This window comes from Nocardia sp. NPDC049935 (genome assembly GCF_055586645.1).
The window spans coordinates 191,391-211,371 of the sequence record NZ_JBVJHV010000006.1 but is presented as its reverse complement, the minus strand read 5'-3'; the positions used below and the strand labels follow the sequence as shown (position 1 = coordinate 211,371).

19 protein-coding genes are annotated in these 19,981 nt (G+C 70.9%); 10 read left to right on the top strand and 9 right to left on the bottom strand.

All coding sequences use genetic code 11. The annotated features are described in order from the left end of the window. The first annotated feature begins 24 nt into the window (after positions 1 to 24). Together ACZ6SF_RS23330 and ACZ6SF_RS23325 are read left to right on the top strand one after the other, a co-directional pair. The gene (locus ACZ6SF_RS23330) at positions 25 to 2,334 is read left to right on the top strand and encodes an esterase-like activity of phytase family protein (protein ID WP_466064428.1); all 2,310 of its coding nucleotides are present in this window, start codon (positions 25 to 27) and stop codon (positions 2,332 to 2,334) included. An 80-nt stretch (positions 2,335 to 2,414) separates the two neighbouring features. Continuing rightward, on the top strand, positions 2,415 to 2,876 hold the full coding sequence (locus ACZ6SF_RS23325; protein ID WP_466064427.1) for a hypothetical protein: 462 nt from the start codon (positions 2,415 to 2,417) through the stop codon (positions 2,874 to 2,876). On the opposite strand, the gene zapE is transcribed toward ACZ6SF_RS23325, so the two are convergent. Then, positions 2,870 to 3,937 carry a cell division protein ZapE gene (gene zapE / locus ACZ6SF_RS23320; protein WP_466064425.1) on the bottom strand — a complete coding sequence of 356 codons (1,068 nt, stop codon included), beginning with the start codon at positions 3,935 to 3,937 and terminating at the stop codon, positions 2,870 to 2,872. The genes ACZ6SF_RS23325 and zapE overlap by 7 nt on opposite strands. A 93-nt stretch (positions 3,938 to 4,030) precedes the next feature. Then, complete coding sequence (locus ACZ6SF_RS23315) at positions 4,031 to 5,497, bottom strand: flavin-containing monooxygenase (protein ID WP_466064423.1); 1,467 nt, start codon at positions 5,495 to 5,497, stop codon at positions 4,031 to 4,033. Positions 5,498 to 5,757: 260 nt separating this feature from the next. Between ACZ6SF_RS23315 and ACZ6SF_RS23310 the strand changes: the two genes are divergently transcribed. The 4 genes from ACZ6SF_RS23310 to ACZ6SF_RS23295 all read left to right on the top strand — a co-directional run bounded on the left by ACZ6SF_RS23310 (position 5,758) and on the right by ACZ6SF_RS23295 (position 8,297). Beyond that, positions 5,758 to 6,246, top strand: a complete 489-nt coding sequence (locus ACZ6SF_RS23310) for an FBP domain-containing protein (protein WP_466064421.1) — start codon at positions 5,758 to 5,760, stop codon at positions 6,244 to 6,246. A gap of 217 nt (positions 6,247 to 6,463) precedes the next feature. Then, the gene (locus tag ACZ6SF_RS23305; protein WP_466064419.1) at positions 6,464 to 7,303 is read left to right on the top strand and encodes a nucleotidyltransferase domain-containing protein; all 840 of its coding nucleotides are present in this window, start codon (positions 6,464 to 6,466) and stop codon (positions 7,301 to 7,303) included. 81 nt (positions 7,304 to 7,384) lie between these two features. Beyond that, positions 7,385 to 7,738: an ArsR/SmtB family transcription factor gene (locus ACZ6SF_RS23300; RefSeq protein WP_466064417.1), complete on the top strand. Its 354-nt coding sequence runs from the start codon at positions 7,385 to 7,387 to the stop codon at positions 7,736 to 7,738. A 1-nt stretch (position 7,739) separates the two neighbouring features. Continuing rightward, complete coding sequence (locus ACZ6SF_RS23295) at positions 7,740 to 8,297, top strand: SRPBCC domain-containing protein (protein WP_466064415.1); 558 nt, start codon at positions 7,740 to 7,742, stop codon at positions 8,295 to 8,297. A gap of 10 nt (positions 8,298 to 8,307) precedes the next feature. Here ACZ6SF_RS23295 and ACZ6SF_RS23290 read toward each other — a convergent pair whose 3' ends face one another. Beyond that, positions 8,308 to 9,306: a zinc-binding dehydrogenase gene (locus ACZ6SF_RS23290; protein ID WP_466064413.1), complete on the bottom strand. Its 999-nt coding sequence runs from the start codon at positions 9,304 to 9,306 to the stop codon at positions 8,308 to 8,310. Between the two features lie 191 nt (positions 9,307 to 9,497). Here ACZ6SF_RS23290 and ACZ6SF_RS23285 point away from each other — a divergent pair, with 191 nt between their 5' ends. Next, complete coding sequence (locus ACZ6SF_RS23285; protein ID WP_466064412.1) at positions 9,498 to 10,544, top strand: NAD-dependent epimerase/dehydratase family protein; 1,047 nt, start codon at positions 9,498 to 9,500, stop codon at positions 10,542 to 10,544. A gap of 43 nt (positions 10,545 to 10,587) precedes the next feature. On the opposite strand, the gene ACZ6SF_RS23280 is transcribed toward ACZ6SF_RS23285, so the two are convergent. From ACZ6SF_RS23280 to ACZ6SF_RS23270, 3 genes are read right to left on the bottom strand one after another with little or no spacing between them, the layout of a single operon-like run. Further along, entirely contained in the window at positions 10,588 to 11,613 is a 1,026-nt protein-coding gene (locus ACZ6SF_RS23280) for a sensor histidine kinase (protein ID WP_466064410.1), read from the bottom strand. Beyond that, complete coding sequence (locus tag ACZ6SF_RS23275; protein ID WP_466064408.1) at positions 11,606 to 12,310, bottom strand: response regulator transcription factor; 705 nt, start codon at positions 12,308 to 12,310, stop codon at positions 11,606 to 11,608. Before ACZ6SF_RS23275 ends, ACZ6SF_RS23280 begins: the two co-directional genes overlap by 8 nt. 7 nt (positions 12,311 to 12,317) lie before the next feature. After that, a complete protein-coding gene (locus tag ACZ6SF_RS23270; RefSeq protein WP_466064931.1) occupies positions 12,318 to 13,670 on the bottom strand; it encodes a hypothetical protein in 1,353 nt (450 codons plus the stop codon). A 122-nt stretch (positions 13,671 to 13,792) separates the two neighbouring features. Between ACZ6SF_RS23270 and ACZ6SF_RS23265 the strand changes: the two genes are divergently transcribed. The 3 genes from ACZ6SF_RS23265 to ACZ6SF_RS23255 are packed head-to-tail and all read left to right on the top strand — an operon-like array spanning position 13,793 to position 15,884. After that, on the top strand, positions 13,793 to 14,464 hold the full coding sequence (locus ACZ6SF_RS23265; protein WP_466064407.1) for a glycosyltransferase family 2 protein: 672 nt from the start codon (positions 13,793 to 13,795) through the stop codon (positions 14,462 to 14,464). After that, positions 14,461 to 15,168: a TIGR04282 family arsenosugar biosynthesis glycosyltransferase gene (locus ACZ6SF_RS23260; RefSeq protein ID WP_466064405.1), complete on the top strand. Its 708-nt coding sequence runs from the start codon at positions 14,461 to 14,463 to the stop codon at positions 15,166 to 15,168. The genes ACZ6SF_RS23265 and ACZ6SF_RS23260 overlap by 4 nt, the downstream gene beginning before the upstream one ends. Further along, positions 15,165 to 15,884, top strand: coding sequence for a methyltransferase domain-containing protein (locus ACZ6SF_RS23255; protein WP_466064404.1), 720 nt, complete (start codon positions 15,165 to 15,167; stop codon positions 15,882 to 15,884). Before ACZ6SF_RS23260 ends, ACZ6SF_RS23255 begins: the two co-directional genes overlap by 4 nt. Here the strand turns inward: ACZ6SF_RS23255 and ACZ6SF_RS23250 are convergent. The 3 genes from ACZ6SF_RS23250 to ACZ6SF_RS23240 all read right to left on the bottom strand — a co-directional run bounded on the left by ACZ6SF_RS23250 (position 15,854) and on the right by ACZ6SF_RS23240 (position 19,846). Beyond that, entirely contained in the window at positions 15,854 to 16,339 is a 486-nt protein-coding gene (locus ACZ6SF_RS23250) for a nucleoside deaminase (protein ID WP_466064402.1), read from the bottom strand. The two genes, ACZ6SF_RS23255 and ACZ6SF_RS23250, sit on opposite strands and share 31 nt — an antisense overlap. 104 nt (positions 16,340 to 16,443) lie before the next feature. Beyond that, positions 16,444 to 18,162: a cutinase family protein gene (locus tag ACZ6SF_RS23245; RefSeq protein ID WP_466064400.1), complete on the bottom strand. Its 1,719-nt coding sequence runs from the start codon at positions 18,160 to 18,162 to the stop codon at positions 16,444 to 16,446. 103 nt (positions 18,163 to 18,265) lie between these two features. After that, positions 18,266 to 19,846, bottom strand: a complete 1,581-nt coding sequence (locus tag ACZ6SF_RS23240; RefSeq protein ID WP_466064398.1) for a putative glycoside hydrolase — start codon at positions 19,844 to 19,846, stop codon at positions 18,266 to 18,268. Positions 19,847 to 19,981: the final 135 nt, after the last annotated feature.

Genomic DNA, 19,981 nt, shown 5'->3' with positions numbered 1-19,981 from the left:
CGGCAGAGCGGAGTTCGAGGACCTATGACGACGGCGAAGACGAGTCGACTGGTGGCGGTGGCCGCCGCCCTGGCCCTGCTGGTGGCCGGATGCTCGGGCGACGGGAACGACGCCACCGATTCCTCGATCGAGTGGAAACTGCCGGATGCGCAGCGCTATCACCGGGCCGCGACCTATCCGGTGTACCTGAACCGGCCGGCCGGTGAGTCCGCGGATTCCGAAACGGTGGCCGAGATCTCGACCGTCACGCCGGACGGCAATACCATGGTCTACACCGACGCCGCCGCCAAACGGATCGGGTTCCTGGACATCCGTGATCCGGCGAAACCCGCGGGGCTGGGGACACTGTCGCTGAAGGAACTCGGCCACGCCGACGATCAGCCGACCTCGGTGGTCGCTTACGGCGGATATGTCCTGGTCGTCGTCGACACCACCGGCGGTGACCTCATGAAACCGTCGGGCCGCCTCGATATCGTGCGCGTCGCCGACCGCACCCGGGTGCGCAGTATCGACCTCGGTGGCCAGCCGGATTCCATCGCCGTCAGTCCGGACGGTGCCTTCGCCGCGATCGCGATGGAGAATCAGCGCGACGAGGAGTTCGCGCCGGCCGGCGGCGAGGACGGCGATCTGCCGCAACCGCCGACCGGGTTCGTCCAGCTCATCGGCCTTGCCGGCGTACCGGACGCGTGGACGGCCCGGAAGGTCGAGTTCGATGTGGAGCAGGCCCGGGCGGCGGGTCTGGACACTCCCGAGGATCTCGAACCCGAATACGTCAGCATCAACTCGCGCGGTCAGGTCGCGGTGACGCTGCAGGAGAACAACGGAATCGCGGTGATCGACGGGACCACCGCGACGGTGACGTCGATCTTCGACGCCGGATCGGTGGCCGTGACAGGTATCGACACGGCCGAGGACGGCGTCCTCGACCAGACCGGCGCGATCCCCGAGACGCCCCGGGAGCCGGATGCGATCGGCTGGATCGGTGACGACCATCTGGCCACCGCCAACGAGGGCGACTGGAAGGGCGGCACCCGCGGCTGGTCGATCTTCGACGCCGCGACCGGCGCGGTGGTGTGGGACGCCGGTAACTCGTTCGAGCGGCTCGCGGTACGGACCGGCCTGCACACCGAAGGCCGTGCCGAGGCCAAGGGCCCGGAGCCCGAAGGTCTCGCCATCACCGAGATCGGCGGCCGGCCGGTCGCACTGGTCGCCTCCGAGCGCAGCAATTTCGTCGCGGTGTACGACATCGGTGACGTGGCGGCTCCGGAATTCGTCCAGATCCTGCCGACGACGCCGGGCCCGGAAGGGATCGTGCCCGTCCCGCAACGCGATCTGCTGGTGATCGCCTCGGAAACCGATGATCCGGAGGCCCGGGTCCGGGCCGCGGTGAACATCTACGGATTCGGCGCCGCGTTCGCCGACGGCGGGGGTTCACCGGCCTTCCCGTCGATCGTCTCGGCGGAGACCGGGGGAACACCGATCGGGTGGGGCGCGCTCGGCGCGTTGTCCGCCGACCCGGCCGATACCGGACGGCTGTTCACCGCCACCGATATCGCCTACGGCCCGGCGCGGATCCTCGGTGTGGATGTGCGGAACTCGCCCGCGGTGATCGATCGCGAGCTCCCGATCACCGAGAACGGCGCTCCGGTCACGCTCGATATCGAAGGGCTCTCCGCGCGCCCCGGCGGCGGATTCGTCCTGGCGGTCGAGGGGAAGGAAGGACCCGGCAACGAGCTGGTGACCGTGGCCGCGGACGGCGCGATCGAACAGCGGGTGGCGCTGCCCGCCGATATCGCGGCGGAACTGGGAGGCCAGGGGCTCGAAGGGGTCGCGGTCGACGGCGACGCGATCTGGGTGGTGCTGCAGCGGGAACTCGGGACCGATCCGAAGGGTGTGGTCCGGATCGGGCGCTACACCCCGGCCGACCGCACCTGGCAGTGGTTCGGTTACCGGCTGGAGCAGACCGCGGTGCGGGGCGACTGGATCGGGCTGTCCGAAATCGCCGTGCACGAGGGCGGCCTGCTGATCGTGGAACGGGACAAGCTCAACGGGCCGGATGCCGCCCTCAAGGCGGTCTATCGGGTCGAGATCCCCACCGCCGCCGGGGTGACCGGCGCCGGGCAGGCTCCGAAGGTCCTGCCGAAGACATTGGTCCGGGATCTACTGCCGGATCTGCGGTCGACCCGGGGGTTCGTCCAGGAGAAGGTCGAGGGTCTCACCATCGGCGGCAACGGAAACCTGTTCGTGGTCACCGATAACGACGGCCTCGACGACGCCAACGGCGAAACGGTATTCCTCGATCTCGGCCCGGCCGGCGCCGCACTCGGGAACTGACGGTGTGCGCACCCGGCGGCCCGGCCGGAATCCGGCGTTCCCGGCGGCGCGCCGGTCGCGCACGCTCTAGGCTCTGACCCATGGGACTCGACGTGTATGCGGTCCGGCCCAGCCAGGGGCGGGTGACCGATATGGCGGCCTTCCAGCAGTTGCAGGCGACTCCGGAGGAGGAACGCGGGGAGTTCGGATGGTTGCATCCGGCCGATCTCGCGCCGTTCCGGGATCTACCACGGGATTTCGCCGAGGGCGGGCTGTTCTGGCCGTCCGACGGCGATCCCACCGGGTTCCGTGGGCAGGTGTACGAGAAGTGGGTGTCCGACGAGTTCCGGATGAGCCTCTACGACCTGTTCGACCCGGATGACGTGCGGGTACTGCTCGAGCGGGTGGACGAATGGTTCGATCGCGCCGAGTCCGGCGAAGTCCAGATCCCGCTGTTCGGGCACGACAGCGATGACGGGCACGCTATGGAACGGGTGCGCGCGTTCGCGGAGTTCCTGCGGGTCGCGACCGACCAGGATCTCTGGTTCTTCCCGGACTACTGAGCCACCCGGTCCGCGGCCGGGCCGGCGCCGAGCAGCGCCAGGCGGCTGGCGGTGCGGTGGATATCCGGAGGCAGGTGATCGCCGGTGAGGCATTCGGTCACCGGTGCCGCCGCGATGAGATCGGCGGTGATATCGCGATCGCAGAGGACATCGACGAGATTGGCGAAGCGCTGGACGGCGTCCCGGTCGGTGCCGGACAGCACCGGGATTCCCGCGAGCGTCCAGCGGCGGAAGCGATCGGTGAGCGCCAGATAGTCGATGGTGGAATGCGGGCGCTCGCACAGGTCGGCGAAATCGAACCAGACCGCCTCGCCGCGGACGGCGCGAGCGGTGACGGGGTGGGTGCCGGCCATGATCGTCTGCCGTTCGGACGGCGCTGGGGTGTGCAGGCCGGCGGCGGTCAGCTGTGCGCCGGTACCCGGCCAGAGGTAGCGGCCGCCGCGGAAACCGGACGGCGGCGGGCCGGTGTGGCGCGCGCGGCGGTAGTCGCGCGGGCCGGATACGGCGACGATATCGAGGGTCCGCTCCAGGGCCTCGGCGACCGGCCGGATCAGATGGTGGAACAGCGGGTTGGGCAGCAGACCCGACGGCGGGTAGTTCGAGGTGGCGACCAGCGTGATCCGCTGTGCGAACAGCGAACCCAGAACCCGGCCGATGATGGTGGCGTCACCGGGATCGTGCACATGGAATTCGTCGAAGCACACCAGGCGGTAGTCGCCGAGCAGATCCCGCACCGCCCGGCCGCAGGCGTCGACCGAACCGCGGTGCGCGGCGTAGCGGGCGTGGAACTCGCGGAAGAATTCGTGGAAATGCACCCGGTGCTTGCGGGTGGGTACGGCGTCGTAGAAGGTGTCGGCGAGCCAGCTCTTACCGCGGCCCACCGGACCCCAGAGGTAGACCCCGCGCGGGGCCGCGCCGAACAGTCCACGGCGCCGGGACAGTTCGGCGCCCAGCCGGGAGAGCCGGACCGCCGCGGCACGTTGCGGGTCGTCGAGGGTGTACCCGCGGCGCCGCGCCGCCGACTCGAAAACATCCGGCGCCCAACCACTCGGTTTCCCCACGGCCGTCCCTCCTCCGGGTCTCGGAGCCAGCCTGGCAGGCGGGCGCGTCCGAGCCCAGAGACGAGTCGCACATGTGAGGATCGTCGCGGCGGATCAGGCGGCGCGGGTGAGGGTGTAGTCGTCCGGGTCGAGGGTGCGGACCCGGCGACGGTAGCGGGTAACGGTGCCGGGCCAGTTGTTGGTGATCTTGCCGGCCGCATTGCGGTACCAGCTCGAACAGAAGTTCCACGGGGTGCGGTCGAGCCGCTTCTGCAGTTCCTCGTTGAACGCGCGTTCGGTCGCCGCGCGGACCTCCAGCGTATGACCTGGCCGCCTGTCGAGCAGTTGTACGGCCTGGCGGATATAGCGCGATTGCGATTCGATCATGTAGATGATCGAGCCGACACCGAGATTGGTATTCGGCCCGTACACCAGGAACAGATTCGGGAATTCCGGCACAGTCATCCCGTAGTAGGCGTGCGCGCCGTCGGCCCAGGTCTCGGCGAGTTCGCGGCCGCCGCGCCCGCGGATGCGCATGGGCCACAGGAATTCGGTGCCCTTGAACCCGGTGCCGTAGATGATCACATCGGCTTCGTGCAGGGTGCCGTCGCCGGTGCGGACGCCCCGCGGGGTGATCTCGGTGACAGGCGAGGTGGTGACCTCGACATTGGGCTGGGTGAGGGCGGGGTAGTAGTCGCTGGAGAAGAGGGTGCGTTTACAGGCGATCGGATAGTCGGGGGTCAGCTTCGCGCGTAACCCGGGGTCGTCGACGTTCTTGGTGAGATTACGGGCCGCGATCCGCGAGACCAGCCGGCTGATGATCGGCAGTTCCACCAGTCCCAGGGAGGAGACCTCGGCGGTGAGCCACCACCCGAGACGTTCCAGTAACAGCATGCCGGGAATCTTCGCGAAGAGTTTGTGCTGGACGGGGGAGTAGTCGGTATCGAATTTGGGCAGCACCCAGGCGGCGGTGCGCTGGAACAGGGTCAGCTGCGCCACCTGCGGCTGGATCGCCGGCACGTATTGGATTGCGCTGGCGCCGGTGCCGATACACGCCACCCGTTTACCGGTGAGGTCGACCTCGTGATCCCACAGCGCGGAGTGGAAGGCGGGACCGGTGAAGCTCGCGATGCCCGGGATATCCGGGAGCTGCGGCCGCGACAACTGGCCGACCGCCGAGATCAGGACGTCCGCGGTACGGGTGGCGCCGTCGGCGGAATGGACGGTCCAGCGGCCCGCCTGCTCGTCGAATTCGGCGTCGGTGACCTCGACGCCGAATTCGATCCGGTCCCGCAGTCCGTGCCGTTCGGTGACACCGCGCAGGTATTCGTGGATGGCCGCCTGCCCCGAGTAGCGCTGCGGCCAGTCCGGTTTCTGTTCGAAAGAGTACGAATACAGCGGTGACGGCACATCGCAGGCCGCGCCGGGGTAGGTGTTCTCCCGCCACACCCCGCCCAGGTCGGGGGCCTTCTCCAGAATGGTGATGTCGTCGAACCCGTGGCGGCGTAGTTCGATCGCTACGCCGATCCCGCCGAATCCGGCGCCGATGACGAGAACCGACACCGGGCGTCCCGCACTCATACGCACTCCTGTTCGCTGTGTGGTCTATCTCACTTTAGGACGCGATCGGGGAGGTGGATCGATACTTTCGGCCAAAGATCCACGGCCCTCCGCCGGGTGTGTACGGAACCGTGCCCGGGGTGAATTCGACGGCCGTGGGCGTGGACGGGCCGGTGGCGGGACCGCGGCCGGCCCGCGTGGCTGCGGAAATGCGATTGCCCCGGGCGGCGGCTACCCGATAGGTTGTCGCGGTTTGTCCGACAAACGGAAGGAGACTCTCCGTGCAACCCCTGACCGAGCCCGAGATCCGGGCATCGTTCGTGAACTGTTCGAAGGGCGATGCCAAGCGGCTGACCCTGCCCCCCGACCTGGCCGACCGCCCCTGGGCGGATCTGGACTTCCTGGGCTGGCCCGACCCCGGACTCCCCGGACGTGCCTACCTGGTGGTTCCCGAGGAGGAGGGGTTCGCCGGAATCGCGCTGCGCTACGAGACCGGCGGACCGCGCCGCTCCCAGATGTGCACGATCTGCTCGACCACGCATTCCAACGGCGGGGTCGTGTTGATGACGGCGCGTAAGGCCGGCGAAGCCGGGCGGCGGGGTAACTCGACAGGTACCTATATCTGCGACGACCTGGCCTGTTCGCTGTATGCCCGGCGGAAGAAGACCCCGGCGATGGGCCGCGCCTATCGCGACGATTTCGATTCCGAGGACCGGATCCGGCAGGTCCGGGAGAACGTGACCGCGTTCCTGGCCCGGGTCCGCGGCTGATCGATTCCCCAATGACACCCACAGCACAGAAAGAGGTCGAGGCCATGCGCCGATACTCGAGACCCGTCACCGGTGTTCCGGACTTCCCGTCCCGCGGGAATCCGGAACACCGTGCTCCCTCCCCGGCCGGGAAGGTCCGGTATCCGGGCCGTGCCGGCCGGGGAGGGAGCGCCGCACGGACCGTTCCGGACCGGCTCCGGTGGCTAGCCTGGGCGGTATGACCCGATATGAGCGCCACCGGGCGGCTTCCGGAGATCCCGGACGGTCACCCGGGCCGGGGGTATCGGCGATCCCGCCCGAGGTGCGCGCCTATCTGGAGTCGCTTGTGCGCCGGACCGTGACGGTCTGCGGGCCCGGCCCGGTCGGCGTGTTCGCGGTGGGATCGCTGGCACTGGGCGATTACCGCCACGGTCGCAGCGATATCGATATCACGGTGATCGTATCGCCGGATGTATCCGGGGAAGCGGTGCGCGACCTGGCCCGGGTACTGGACCATACGCGATTGCCCTGTCCGGCGGCCGGACTCGAACTGGTGGTCTACGACGCGGACTTCGCCGCCACGCCGTCGTCGCGGGCGGGATATCTGCTGAACCTGAACACGGGCGCCGGGCTGCCGGAGGTGGCCGATACCGATTCCGGCCGCGCGCCGGATTTCTGGTTCGTCATCGACCGGGCCATCGCGTCCCGGTGCGGACTGGTGCTGGCCGGTCCTCCGATAGGCGAGGTGCTGGCCGCGCCGCGGCGCGACGCGGTGCTCACGGCGATCGGAGATTCGGTGCGCGAACACGCCACCGGGGCCGGGCATCTGGCGGACAACCGGGTTCTCAACGGGTGCCGTGCGGTGGTGTTCTGCCGCACCGGCGGGTGGACGGCGAAACGGGCCGCCGCCCGGGTGATCGCCGCCTCGGAACCGCGATTCCGGCCGCTGGTGTCGGCGGCGCTCCGTAGTTTCGAGCGGCCGCGCGCCGAGGCGGAGAACCTCCCGCCCGCGGAGCTGTACGACTTCTTTCTCTGGGTCGGGAGTGTCGTGGCTGCCGCCCGGGCCGCGAGCGACTGATACGCGCAGACCCGGATTCGGATCCTGATCGGTTCCTGATATGCCTTGACAGGAATATTCCTCAAGGGGAATTATGAACCCGTGGCACGCGATGTATTCGAGGTTCTCGCCGACCCCACCCGGCGGCGGATCCTGGACCTGCTCCGGGACGGTGAACGAACCGTCGGTGATCTGGTGGATGCGCTCGGCACCGCGCAACCCAATGTGTCGAAACATCTGAAGATGCTCGACGCGGCGGCGCTGGTGCGGGTGCGGGTGGAGGGCCCGCGCCGGCACTACGGTCTCGCGCCGGCGCGGCTCCGGGAACTCGACGCGTGGCTGGCCCCGTTCCGGGAGATCTGGGCCGACCGGCTCGACGAACTCGAGCGGTATCTGGACGCGATGCCCGGCGAGGAAACTCCCGGGGACGCTCCGAACAGCGACAACGAGGAGTGATATGACCGAAACGACCGACCGTCTCGGCGAGGTACTGCGCGACGGTGATCGGCTGGGTGTTCGCTACGAGCGCCGCCTGGCGCATCCGCCGGCCGAGGTCTGGCGGGCACTCACCGAATCCGAGCACCTGCGGGCCTGGTTTCCGGCCGATATCGTCGGCGAGCGTCGTACGGGTGCGGAGATCCGGTTGCGGTTCTGGCCGGAATCGGTCGAACGCGCGGGTGCCGAAATCGCCGAAGTGGGCCTGGACCTCGAGGATCCGGAGTTGCCGGGCCGCATCCTCACCTGGGACCCGCCTCGAATTTTCGAATTCCTCTGGGACGACGAACACCTGCGGTTCGATCTGTTCGAGGACGGCGCGGGCACCCGGCTGCTCTGCACCGTCCGGTTCGGGCGACCGGGGCCGCGGGGGCATTCCGGAACCGCCGCCGGATACCACGTATGCCTGGATTCGCTGCGGGATTCGCTCGACGCGGGACCGGGTGGGATTCCCGGCCCCGCGCGGATCGCGGCACTCGAGGGTCGCTACCGCGAACTCGTCGAGCGGGCCTCGTCCTGAGTCCGGGGCTCTATTCCGTGGTCAGAAGGGTGCGGCCCAGGGCGGAACGGTTCTCGACGGCCGTATGCGCCCGGGCGGCCTCGGCCAGCGGATAGGTCTGGCCGACGACGACCTCCAGCCGCCCGGCAGCGACCTCGCCGAGTACGCGGGTGGCATACGACCCCCGGTGGTCGCCGCCGGTCGGGAGGTCGAACAGGCCCAGCACCTCGACCCCGCGTTCCCGGGCCCGCTCCGCGCCCGTTCCGGCGAATTCCCCGGCGGCGGCGCCGTAGCCGACGAACCGGCCCTTATCGGCGGTGATCGCCAGCGCGGCCTCGCCCGGCTGCCCGCCGGCGCCGTCGAACACCACATCCGGGCCGCGGCCGCCGGTCGCGGCCCGGACCCGTTCGGCCCATCCGTCCTCGGAGTAGTCGACCGCCGTCCCGGCGCCGAGCCGCCGGGCGAGCGCGAGCTTGGCCTCGCCACGGGCCGCGGCGATCACCTCGGCGCCGGCCTGCCGGGCCAGCTGGGTGAGCAGCGTGCCCAGACCGCCCGCGGCGGCCGTGATCAGCACGGTCTCGCCGGGGCGGACGGCGGCGCTGTCGAAGGCCGCCGACGCGGTATGGCCGTCGTGGACCAGGGCGGTGGCCTGCGCGACGGTGACGCCGCCGGGGATCTCGGTGAGATACCCGAGCTCGGTCAGCGCCGATTCGGCGTATCCGCCGATGGGCAGTCCGCCCCCGATACCGCTCGCGGCGGTGCGGGCGGCGACCCGGGTGCCCAGCACCGCCGGATCGACATCCGGTCCCACGGCGGTGATCACACCGCCGATCGCGCCACCGGGTACGTAGGGCGGGCGCACGGGAAAGAAATCGGTTCCCCACCCCGACCGCAACCGGGTGTCGAGGAACATGACATCGGCCGCCTCCACCCGCACCAGGACCTGGCCGGCCGCGGGCTCCGGATCCGGTAGTTCGTGTAGTTCCAGGACCTCGGGTCCGCCGAATTCCCTGACCTGCACCGCTCGCACGATGAACCTCCTCCGGTTCGTCTCCGTCGAATGTCCACCAGTCTTGAACCTCTAGTTAGGTTCAGGTCAAGGGCGGGTTCCGGACCGTCCCGCGCCGCCCGCTCCGGCCTGCGATGACCAGGTATGACGAATCCGTGACATCGGCGCCCGCGTCCCACTCCCGGCGCCACGGGGAGGGCAGGATCGGGAGGATGCGAGTACTGCTGACCGGCGCCGCCGGATTCATCGGATCCCATATCCACACCGCATTGCTCGCGGCCGGACACGCTGTGGTGGCCGCCGATCTGATGCTGCCCGCCGCGCACGGCCCGGACGCGGATCCGCCGGACGGAGTCGCCCGCCTCGATATTCGCGATCCGGTCGCCTTGGACGCGGCGCTGCGCGGGGTGGACGTGGTCTGCCATCAGGCCGCCGTGGTCGGCGCCGGGGTGAACACCCAGGACGCGCCCGCCTATGCCGGACACAACGACTACGGCACGGCGGTGCTGCTGGCCGCCATGGACCGGGCCGGGTGCGCCCGGCTGGTTCTGGCCTCGTCGATGGTGGTCTACGGGGAGGGGTTGTACCGCGGACGCGAGGGCGTGGTCGCGGTGGGGCCGCGTACCGGAGCCGATCTCGCGGCGGGCCGGTACGAGCACCGGTACGCGGGCGAGGACCTGGACTGGGCGCCGGTGCCGGAGGACACGCCGTCGCGGCCCCGTAGCCTGTACGCCGCGAGCAAGGTGGCACAGGAGAACTACGCGACGGCCTGGGTCGCGGCGACGGGTTCGGCCGTCACCGCGCTGCGCTACCACAATGTGTACGGTCCCGGAATGCCCAGGGATACCCCGTATTCCGGAGTGGCGGCGATCTTCCGGTCGGCGCTGGCGGCGGGGCGGGCGCCGCAGGTGTTCGAGGACGGGGGCCAGACCAGGGATTTCGTGCACGTCTCCGATATCGCCGCCGCGAACCTGGCCGCGGTGGAGGCCCGGCTGCCGGGGTTCGTCCCGCTCAACATCTGTTCCGGGCGGCCCATCACCATCGGGGCCGTCGCCCGGACCCTGGCCGCCGCCCACGGCGGTCCCGATCCGGTGATCACCGGCGGGGCGCGGCCCGGCGATGTCCGGCATATCGTCGCCGACCCCGCCCGCGCCCGGGCGACGCTCGGGTTCACCGCGCGGGTGCGCCCGGAGGAAGGCCTCGTGGAATTCGCCTCGGCGCCACTGCGCGGCACCGCGGCGGGCGCGCCTATCGGCTGACCGCTGCGGTCTCGGCCGCGCCGCGAGCCACTCCGCCGGGTCCTCACCCCGGCTGGGCCGGGAGCCGGATCTCGAAGCGGCAGCCCACATCCCGGTTGGCGGCGGTGATCGCACCCCGATGCGCCTCGACCAGGCCCGCGGCGATGGCCAGGCCCATCCCGCTGCCGGTCGGCACACCGTTGTCCGCGACCGGCGACCGCGCCGCGGTGCCGCGATAGGCCACCTCGAATATCCGCGGCAGATCGCCCGCGGCGATCCCCGGACCGGAATCGTCGACTCGCGTCCACACCTGGCCGTCGGTATGCCCGGCGGTGATCACCACCTCCCCGCCGGGCGGGGTGTGCGCGATGGCGTTGGACACCAGATTCGCCAGGACCCGGCCCAGCGCGTGATCGTCGGCGGAGACCGGGAGCGGGGCGGCGGGCTGGCGGGCGGTGAACCCCACACCCGCCCGGTCGGCGGTGGCCCGGTGGGCGGAATAGATCTCGTCGATCAGTTCGCGCAGATCCAGCGGTTCGAGGTCCAGCCGCAGTGCCCCCGCGGAGATCTTGGACATCTCGAACAGGTCGTCGACCATCCGGGAGAGGCGGTGGGTCTCCCGGCCGATCTGGTCGGCGTAGCGGGCGATATCGGCCGGATCGTTCACCACACCGTCCGACAGCGCCTCGGTCATCGCGCGGATACCGGCCAGCGGCGTGCGCAGATCGTGACTCACCCAGGCCACCAGCTCCCGGCGGGACTGTTCGGCCGCGCGCTCCTGCTCCCGGATCTGCTTCTCCCACACCGTTTTCCGGGCCTGCTCGCGGCCCAGCAGGATGGCCGCCGGCACGGTCACCGCGGCCACCAGCAGCAGGACCAGCGAGGTGCGGCGGAACTCCGCGGTGAACATCAATCCACTGACACCGGTGATTCCGGCCAGGGTCGCCAGTGTCGGTATGAGGACGAGCACGGCCATGCTCGCGGTGAGCGAACGGTCTCGCAGCGCGCGCAGCGCGAGTGCGCCGGCCAGTACCACCGGCAGCGAACACGCCAGGGTGTAGCCGATGATCTCCAGCAGATTCTCAGGCATCGGCGGGCTCCGCGATGAGATCGTCGCGCCCCCAAGCGTATCCGCGTCCCCAGACCGTATCGATACGGTGGTCGGCGCCCAGTTTGGCGCGCAGCCGTTTGATATGCACCGTGACGGTGGACAGATCGCCGAAATCCCAGCCCCACACCCGGTCCAGCAGCTCCTCGCGGCTGTAGACGCGGCCCGGATTGCGCAGCAGGAACGCCAGCAGATCGAATTCGCGCGGGGTGAGTTGCAGCGGATGCTCGCCGGCGAAGGCCAGCTGGGCCGCCGGGTTCACCGTCACCCGGCCGTCGCGCAGAACCCGCCGGTCGGTGGCGGGGCCGCGGTGTGAGCGGCGCAGGACCGAGGCGACGCGCAAGGCGAGTTCGCGGGGGCTGAACGGTTTGGTGACGTAATCGTCGGCGCCGGCCTCCAGGCCGAGAACCCGGTCGTCCTCGTCGCCGAGCGCGGTGAGCAGGATGATCGGGGTGTCCGGGTGCTCGCCCGCGCGGATGGTGCGGCACAGGTCGATTCCGGTGGGGGCCGGCATCATCACATCGAGGACGGCCAGTTCCACCTGGCCGGCGCCGCGGGTCAGCGCGTCGTGGGCGGTGCGGCCGTCACCGGTTTCCAGCACGATGCGGCCGTCGCGTTCGAGATAGCGGCGCACCACTTCCCGGACCACCGGGTCGTCGTCGGCTACGAGAATGCACATGGGCGCCTCACCAATTCGTCTTCAGCAGATGGACCAGGACCAAGGCGCCGGCGGCCTGCACCGCCAGCCAGGGGCGCGTTCGCGCCGCCGGCAGGAAGGCCGTCGCCACGAGCAGCCACATATCGAACGGTAACCAGATCCGTTCGGTTTCGGCTTTGCTGAGCCCGCTGATATCGGCGGCCGCGACGGCGCACAGCGCGGCGGCCACCAGCAGCGACCCCGGTTCCAGTGCGCGGAGCCGGGCGGGCGCGAGCGCGTGCGCCAGCGCGGCCGCGGTCGCGAGACCGACGGCGCAGACCGTGGCGGCGAGATTGCCCCACCACCAGTATCCGTACGGCCGGTCCAGGGCGATCCCCTGGTAGTAGCGCTCGACCACCAGGTGATACCCGTCGAACCACCAGAAACCCGCGAGGGCGAACGCGGCGACCACCACCAGCGCGCCCGCGATCGCGGGGACCAGCGGTCGGGCGGTCCGCGCCGCCAGCAGGACGGCGATCGCGAGGAAACCCATGAGGACCAGCCCGTAGTTCAGGTACATCCCCAGGGCGAACAGCATTCCCGCCGCGAACGCCGTCGCCGCGCTGTGCCGGTCGCCCGATACCGCCTTCGCGCGCCCCGCCGCGACCGCCAGGAGCGCGACCGCCCATGCGGTAACGGCGGTGAACACCGCGTCCGCCGAGACCGCGATCCAGATCGCCGCCGGTGCGAGCACCAGGAACGGCAGCACGGCGCGAGCACGGTCCGCGCTGCCCAGGGCCCGCAACGCCACCGCCACCGCGATCGGCGCGGTACAGCCGATCAGCACACAGACGACCCCCGCCCAGGCCGGCCCGCTCAGGCCGAGGCGGTCCAGCAGCACGAAGAACAGCAGTGCTCCGGGCGGATGCCCCGAGACATGCGTGGTCCAGGAATCGGGCTGTCCGTCCAGGATCCGATCGGCGAATCCGCGCAGCATGGCCGGAATATCGGTGACACCGGGCACCTCGGCGAGGTATTCGTGCCCGTCGGCGAGCCGGGAGGTGATTCCGCGCTTCCAGCCGTCGACGAACGCGAGGGCGAATGCCCACGCGAGCGCGGTCAGGTAGCCGACGGCCAGCAGCCGCGGCCAGGCCAGGCGGCGCGCGAGGTCCGGGCCCCACAGCACCACCGCCACAGCCAGGACGAGCGCCGGGACGGTGCCCCAGCCGAGGCGCGGGGCCCAGTGCCCGAATATCGGGGCCGCGGCGGCGAAAACCTTGTCCCGCCAGGATTCGCTCGCCAGTTGCGGGACGAGGAAGGCCGTCGTCACCAGCGCGGCGGCGAGGCCCGCGCCGAGCAGTTCGCCGCGGACCCGGGTCCGGGGTTTCGTGAGGTCGATCAGATCCGGCACAGAGGCCACCCTATGCCGGTCGGCCCGGTGAACAGCGGATTCATCGCGACCCGGGACACGACGTCATGCTTTTGTCACAGGTTTCCGGCGGATTCCGGCCTAGCGTGACACCCATGGCGACTGACCCTCCCGACGCGGCCGGTGTGACCGTCGTGATCCCGTGCCGCAACGAAGCCGAAGCGTTGCCCGGCGTGCTGGCCGCCCTACCGCCCGGATACCGGCCGATCGTGGTGGACAACGGCTCCACCGACGGCACGGCCGCCGTCGCCGCCTCCTGCGGGGCGCGGGTGATCCACGAGACGCGCCCCGGCTACGGCGCCGCGGTGCAGGCCGGGATCGCGGCGGCGGGCAGCGGGCTCGTCGCTGTCCTCGACGGCGACGGATCGATGGATCCGGCCGAACTCCCGCTGCTGGTGGCGGCGGTCCGCGCGGGCGCCGATCTCGCCGTCGGGCGGCGCCGTCCGGTGGCGCGCGGGGTGTGGCCGTGGCATACCCGGCTCGGCAACCGGGTGGTCGCCCATCGCCTGCGGCGCCGCTACGGACTGCCGGTGCACGATATCGGCGCGATGCGGGTCGCGGGCCGGGAGCGGCTGGAATCCCTGGGCCGCCTGCACGACCGGTTCGGTTATCCGCTGGAACTGCTGGTGCGCGCGGCGGACGCGCGCTGGGAGGTCCGCGAGATCGATATCAGCTATCACCCCCGGGCCGGCGGGACCTCCAAAGTGTCCGGTTCGGCGCGGGGTTCGCTGCGCGCCACCCGGGATTTCCTGGCGGTGCTGCGGTGAGCCGCACCGGGGCCGATGGTCGTGCCCGGGGGGTGCTGCCGGCGACCGTGCTGATCGTCGCCAAGGCGCCGGTCGCGGGATTCGCGAAAACCCGCCTGACACCGCCGCTGTCGGCAGTGCAGGCGGCCCGGCTGGCCGCCGCCGCCCTGCTGGACACTTTGACCGCGGTCCGGGAGTGCCCGCTCGCGCACCGGATGGTCGCGCTCACCGGGGATCTGGGCGCCGCCGAATACGGTGACGAGATCGCCGCGGCACTGGCGGCCTTCGACGTGCGGCCGCAGCGGGGCGGCGGGTTCGGGGTGCGCCTGGCGAACGCGCACGCCGATGCCGCCCGGGCCGGGCTGCCGGTGCTGCAGATCGGGATGGACACCCCCCAGCTCACCTCCCGCATGCTCACCGAGGCATCCCGCGCCCTGGTGGCCGGTGGTGACGCTCTTCTCGGCCCGGCCACCGACGGTGGGTGGTGGGGGCTGGGGCTGCCCGATCCCCGGGCGGCGCGACTACTGGCCGAGGTGCCCATGTCCACTCCGGATACCGGCGACCACACCCGGCGCGCTCTGCGGACCTGCGGGTACCGCGTCGGGCCGCTCCCGCTGCTCACCGACGTCGACCACTACGACGACGCGCTGCGGGTGGCGGGCGACTGCGCCGGCCGGTTCGCCGCGGAAATGGCCGCGCTGACGGCCGGGCAGACGATCCGGTGATCGGGCGCTTCGATCCCGCTCTCACCGGCGGCGACTGCTGGATCCGCAGTGCCGACGGCGACCGGACCCGGCTGCCGACCCGCCGCTGGCTCGGCGGCGGCCGCATCACCGAGGCCGACCGGCAGGTGGATTCGGCGCTGGTCGGCTGTTGCGACGGGCCGACCGTCGATCTCGGCTGCGGCCCCGGCCGGCTCGTCACGGCGCTGTGCCGGCGCGGGGTGATGGCGCTCGGCGTGGATATCTCACCCGTCGCCATCGCGGTCACCCGGCACCGCGGCGCGCCGGCGGTGGCGCGGGATGTCTTCGGCCCGTTGCCGGGAGACGGGCGCTGGCACTACGCGTTACTCGCCGACGGCAATATCGGAATCGGCGGCGATCCCCGCCGGCTACTGGGCCGGGTGGCCCGGCTGTTACGGCCCGACGGTTTGGCGGTGGTCGAATTCGACTGTCCGGGAAAGGGAATCGTGGTCAGGCAGATCCGGCTCGAGACGCGAGATCACGCGGGGGACTGGTTCCCGTGGGCCGAGGCCGGTATCGACCGGGCGGATGCGCTCGCGGCCGAGACCGGGTTCGAACTGCTCACCGTCGCCGAGATCGCCGGCCGGCATCTCGCGTGGTTGCGCCGGACCGGTGCGGGCCCGGCCGATACCGCCCCGGTTCCGGCGCCGGACCCCGCGGCCGGGGATCACCGGGTCGGTGCGAAACTCGCGCGGTAGAGCGACTCCATCTCCGCGGTGAGCTCGGGCGCCGGACCGTCGGTGACCGCGCCGGGTACCACCTCCCGGATCGACAGCGTGGCGACCGGGGACGCCGGTGCGCCCCAGGCGTGTAACCAGTCCGCGAGCTGACGGCCCGATGCCGCGAAGACGATGCGGCCCAGGCCCACCCAGCCGTGGCTCGCCGAGCACATCGCGCAGTGCTCGCCGGAGGTGTAGACGGTGGCCGCGGCCCGCTGTTCCGGGTCGAGATGGGCGGCCGCCCAGCGGGAGATCTCGAATTCCGGATGCCGGGTCGCGTCACCGCCCGCGACCCGGTTGCGGTCCTCGAACAGCACCGAGCCGTCGGCGCCGACGAGCAGCGACCCGAACGGCTGGTCCCCGGCGGCGAGTGCCTCGCGCGCCAGGGCGACGCAGCGGCGCAGATGGTCGAGATCGTGCGAGGTGATCGTCATGCACGCATCCTCGCCCATGAACCGGCGACGGGCGGTGACCCGGTGGGGGATCACCGCCCGCGCGGCGTGTGGACGCGTCCGGGCGGACGGGCGCGTCCACCGGATCAGCGAGCCGTTTCGGCCGGTGAGCCCGTCGACGGTGTCGCGGTGGGCTCGGTGGTCCGAGTAGGTTCGCTGGTGGTGGTGGGGGCCGCCGAGGTGGTCGGCGCGGCCGGTTCCGTGCTGGACGGGGTGGCCGGTGCAGGTCCGGGCGCCGCGACCTCCGACGGTGCGTTCGTTCCCGCGGTGGTGCTCGGCGTGGTGCCGGACGGTTCGGTCGTGGTGCCGCGGGTCGTGGTGCTCGACGCCGACGGCGTGGTGGTACCGGCCGGCGCGATCTCCGAGGTCGTGGGCACGGCCGTGGTGGAGGTCTCCGCCGCTGCCCGGTACGCGTCGTCGAGATCCTCGGCGGTGGGCGTCGACTTCGTGTTCACCGGCTCGCCGGCCTGCGCCTGCTTCGCCAGATGGGTGAGCCACGCCGCCGCGTACTCGGCCGAGGTCAGCGGTTTGCCGTTACCGGGGTCGGCATCACGCCAGTAGTCGAAGTGGTGTCCGGTGGCGTTCGGGCCGAGGGTGAGTTTGTAGGGGTCGGACAGGATCACCGGAATGGTGTTCTGGTTGGTGACGATCAGACCCACGATCTCGTTGAGCACCTTCTGCGGCAAATAGGCCAGCGGCGATATCTCGTCGGTGGAGATGTTCTCCGCGGGCTGCTCCGGGGCCGGCGCGGGAGCGGCGGGGTCGTAGGCCGGATCGGAGACCCGCAGCAGCACCTCCAGGAAGGTTTCGTCACTGGCCATCCAGTTCGGCTGCGACCGGATATCGGCCAGCGCCAGCAGGGCGACCCGGCTGAGCGCCACCGCGACATCCTGTCCGGTGGCCGGGGTCAGGCCTTCGCGTTCCAGGGCGTCGGCGTTCACCTGCCGCGCCACATTGACCACCAGTTGCAGCAGCGCGATATTGTCCGGCGCCGCGCAGGTGAGGTCACCGTCGGAGCAGAAGGAGGCGATCTTGCCGTTCAGCGAGCCGAAATCGCCGGAGGTGCCGGGCAGCGCGCCCTGTCCCGGGACCGGCGTCTTGCCGTTCTGATAGACCTGATCGAATCCGTCCGGGTTGCCGAACGGGTTCTCCGCGCCGGGGAAGGGGCCGTCGCCGGCGGTGCGGCCGCCGTCGGCCAGGATGACCACGCCGGTCACCTTGCCGGGGTCGACGATGGCGTAGCCGCCGTCGGTCTGCTCCTGATGCCCGACCTCCATCGCGACCCGGCGCACCACATCGGCGCCCTCGCTGTAGCCGACGATCGCGAACCGGGTGTCCGGGCAGGCCTGCGCGATCTCGCGCATCACCTGTTTGGTGTTGGCCGCACCGGTGGTGACGGCGTCCTCGTAGGTGGCCATATTCGCCGGATAGGCGATGTAGACGGCGGCATAGGAGCCCGGGGCCACATCGTCGGAGGGGGCGTTGACCACCGGGTCGACCCATTCGCTGCTGTGGTCGCCGGACAGGGCCGCGGGCAGCGGGTTCCCGTTGGCGTCCACCAGCAGTTTCGTCGTGCCCGCGGCCGGTGTGTCGCCACGGCCGGCCACCGAGATGGTGACCATATCGTGGCATTCGGTGACCGAGGCCCGCAGCTGGGTGTCCACCTGCTGCGGCGCGGTCACCGAGTAGGCCGCGCCCACGGCCGCGACCACGCCCAGCGTGGCCGGTGCCGCGATCGCCGCGGCGAGACGATGCTGCGCGAGATAGTCGCGACAGCGCACGAGGTAACCACTCCGGAAAGCCATGTCCCCAGCTCCATTCCACAACCCGATAAATGGACGGGCCGGCCCCCCGACGGGCCATTACGTCACCGGAGACGTCGCCGCGCGGGTCCGCGGCGTTACGGCGTCACTTCACAGGCAGGGCCCCGCCGTGGTAGCTCACGGACGGACTCCACAGGAAGAAACTATCGATCCCCACCTTCGCGGTGGCATCGATCTGTGCTCTGACCTGCGCGTCTCCATAGTCGACGCCGAGACTGAAATCCTGCAGCCAGGGAATCACCCGGGCGCCGGTGCCCTCGGTCACGGTCTGGAAGTCGCGCAGTGAGGCGGCCACGATGTCGTAGGGCTGGGAGTTGGGATCGGCCACCCCGTACTCACCGGGGCCCCAGTGCGACGGATAGATCATCGGGGCCACATAGTCCACCTGCTTCGCGATGAGGCCGATGTCCTGCGCGATCTGATCGGGGCGGGTGGCGGCGATCCCGTAGACCGCCGCGCTCTGATGGGCGCCGGCGGCCTGGACCGGGGCCCGGCTCTGCCGCAGGAATTCGGCCACCGCGACGGTCGCGGGACCCTTGATCCCGGGGAACCGCATACTGGTGAGCGGGCCGTCGGGGCGGCGGACATAGTCGTACATGACGCCGTCGAACCCGAGTTCGGCGGCCTCCACCGCGAGCGCGATGTTGTAGCCGCGGACCTCGGGATGGGCGAAATTGGTGAACGCGATCGCGCCGTAGTGACTGGAGTAGGGCTGTCCCGCCGGGTTCTGGATCACCCAGTCGGGCCGGCCGTGATGCCAGGCCCATTCGGCGAGTGCCGGATCGCGGAAGGCGACGATCCGGCCCACCACCTGCACGCCCATATCGTGGAGTCGCCGCAGGGCGGCCCGGGCGTCGTAGATGGGCGACGCGGCGCCGGTGGTGCGGGCCAGCGGCACCTTCGAGTCGTAGCCGACCACCCCGTCCTCGTCCTTGATATCGAGTTGCACCGTATCGATGCGGCCCTGCCGGGCCAGGTCCAGCACCGCCTCCCGCATCCCGTCGTGGGACCAGGCGTGCGCGGTGACATGCACGGCGCGCATCCGCGGCAGATCGATCCCCGTGGTGAGCGCCCGGGTGGTGGCATTGCCCGCGGCGTCCACCGCGACCACCTCCGAACCGCTCGGGCTGTGCGGCAGTTCGGTCTCGAAACTGCCGTCGGGGCCGGGGGCCACCGCGTGCTCGCCGATCGACACCCGCGCGGCGTCGGGGGCGCGGCCGCGCACCGTCACCGGGTCGCGGTAGGAGCCGGCGGTCTCCGGCTGCGCCACCTCGAGTTCCGGGGCCGCCGTATCGACGGTGAAGGTCGCCGCGGCCGCGGGGTCGCGCCGGAGCCAGCCGGCCGGGATCTCCGCGGCGAAGGTGTGCTCACCGTCGGCCAGGTTCTCCGGGTGGTAGAGCACGCTCTCGCCCTCCACCCGGCCCTCGACGGGCGCGCCGTCCAAGGTCAGCCGGACCGCACCGGGATCGTGTCCGGCGGCGTCCACCCGCAGGGTGAGATCCGGTAGCGCCGCCGCACCCACCGGACCGGGCGGTAACCCGCTCAGCGGGAGCCTTTCGACCGGCTGCCGGGCGGCGCCGACCCCCACCGACACCAGGACAACCGCGAGGACTACACCGAAAACCAGGACCACCGACCGCTTCCGGCCGAGGCCCCGTACCCGCATGAGCACAGCACACCAACTTCCGACAACACCGTTCCCGGACAGGATGGCCAGTGCGCGGCGTCACCAATCTGTTTCGTGGAGATGAACCGTAAATCGTTGTCGGCACGTAACATTCGTCCGATGGTTCGATACCCG

Excerpts from the sequence above, each read along its gene's own strand:
- ACZ6SF_RS23305 (WP_466064419.1), top strand. The coding sequence starts at position 6,464 with ATGACCCGATATGAGCGCCACCGGGCGGCTTCCGGAGATCCCGGACGG.
- ACZ6SF_RS23265 (WP_466064407.1), top strand. The coding sequence starts at position 13,793 with ATGGCGACTGACCCTCCCGACGCGGCCGGTGTGACCGTCGTGATCCCG.
- ACZ6SF_RS23325 (WP_466064427.1), top strand. The coding sequence starts at position 2,415 with ATGGGACTCGACGTGTATGCGGTCCGGCCCAGCCAGGGGCGGGTGACC.
- ACZ6SF_RS23285 (WP_466064412.1), top strand. The coding sequence starts at position 9,498 with ATGCGAGTACTGCTGACCGGCGCCGCCGGATTCATCGGATCCCATATC.
- ACZ6SF_RS23295 (WP_466064415.1), top strand. The coding sequence starts at position 7,740 with ATGACCGAAACGACCGACCGTCTCGGCGAGGTACTGCGCGACGGTGAT.
- ACZ6SF_RS23280 (WP_466064410.1), bottom strand. The coding sequence starts at position 11,613 with ATGCCTGAGAATCTGCTGGAGATCATCGGCTACACCCTGGCGTGTTCG.
- ACZ6SF_RS23315 (WP_466064423.1), bottom strand. The coding sequence starts at position 5,497 with ATGAGTGCGGGACGCCCGGTGTCGGTTCTCGTCATCGGCGCCGGATTC.
- ACZ6SF_RS23275 (WP_466064408.1), bottom strand. The coding sequence starts at position 12,310 with ATGTGCATTCTCGTAGCCGACGACGACCCGGTGGTCCGGGAAGTGGTG.
- ACZ6SF_RS23330 (WP_466064428.1), top strand. The coding sequence starts at position 25 with ATGACGACGGCGAAGACGAGTCGACTGGTGGCGGTGGCCGCCGCCCTG.
- ACZ6SF_RS23250 (WP_466064402.1), bottom strand. The coding sequence starts at position 16,339 with ATGACGATCACCTCGCACGATCTCGACCATCTGCGCCGCTGCGTCGCC.
- ACZ6SF_RS23240 (WP_466064398.1), bottom strand. The coding sequence starts at position 19,846 with ATGCGGGTACGGGGCCTCGGCCGGAAGCGGTCGGTGGTCCTGGTTTTC.
- ACZ6SF_RS23245 (WP_466064400.1), bottom strand. The coding sequence starts at position 18,162 with ATGGCTTTCCGGAGTGGTTACCTCGTGCGCTGTCGCGACTATCTCGCG.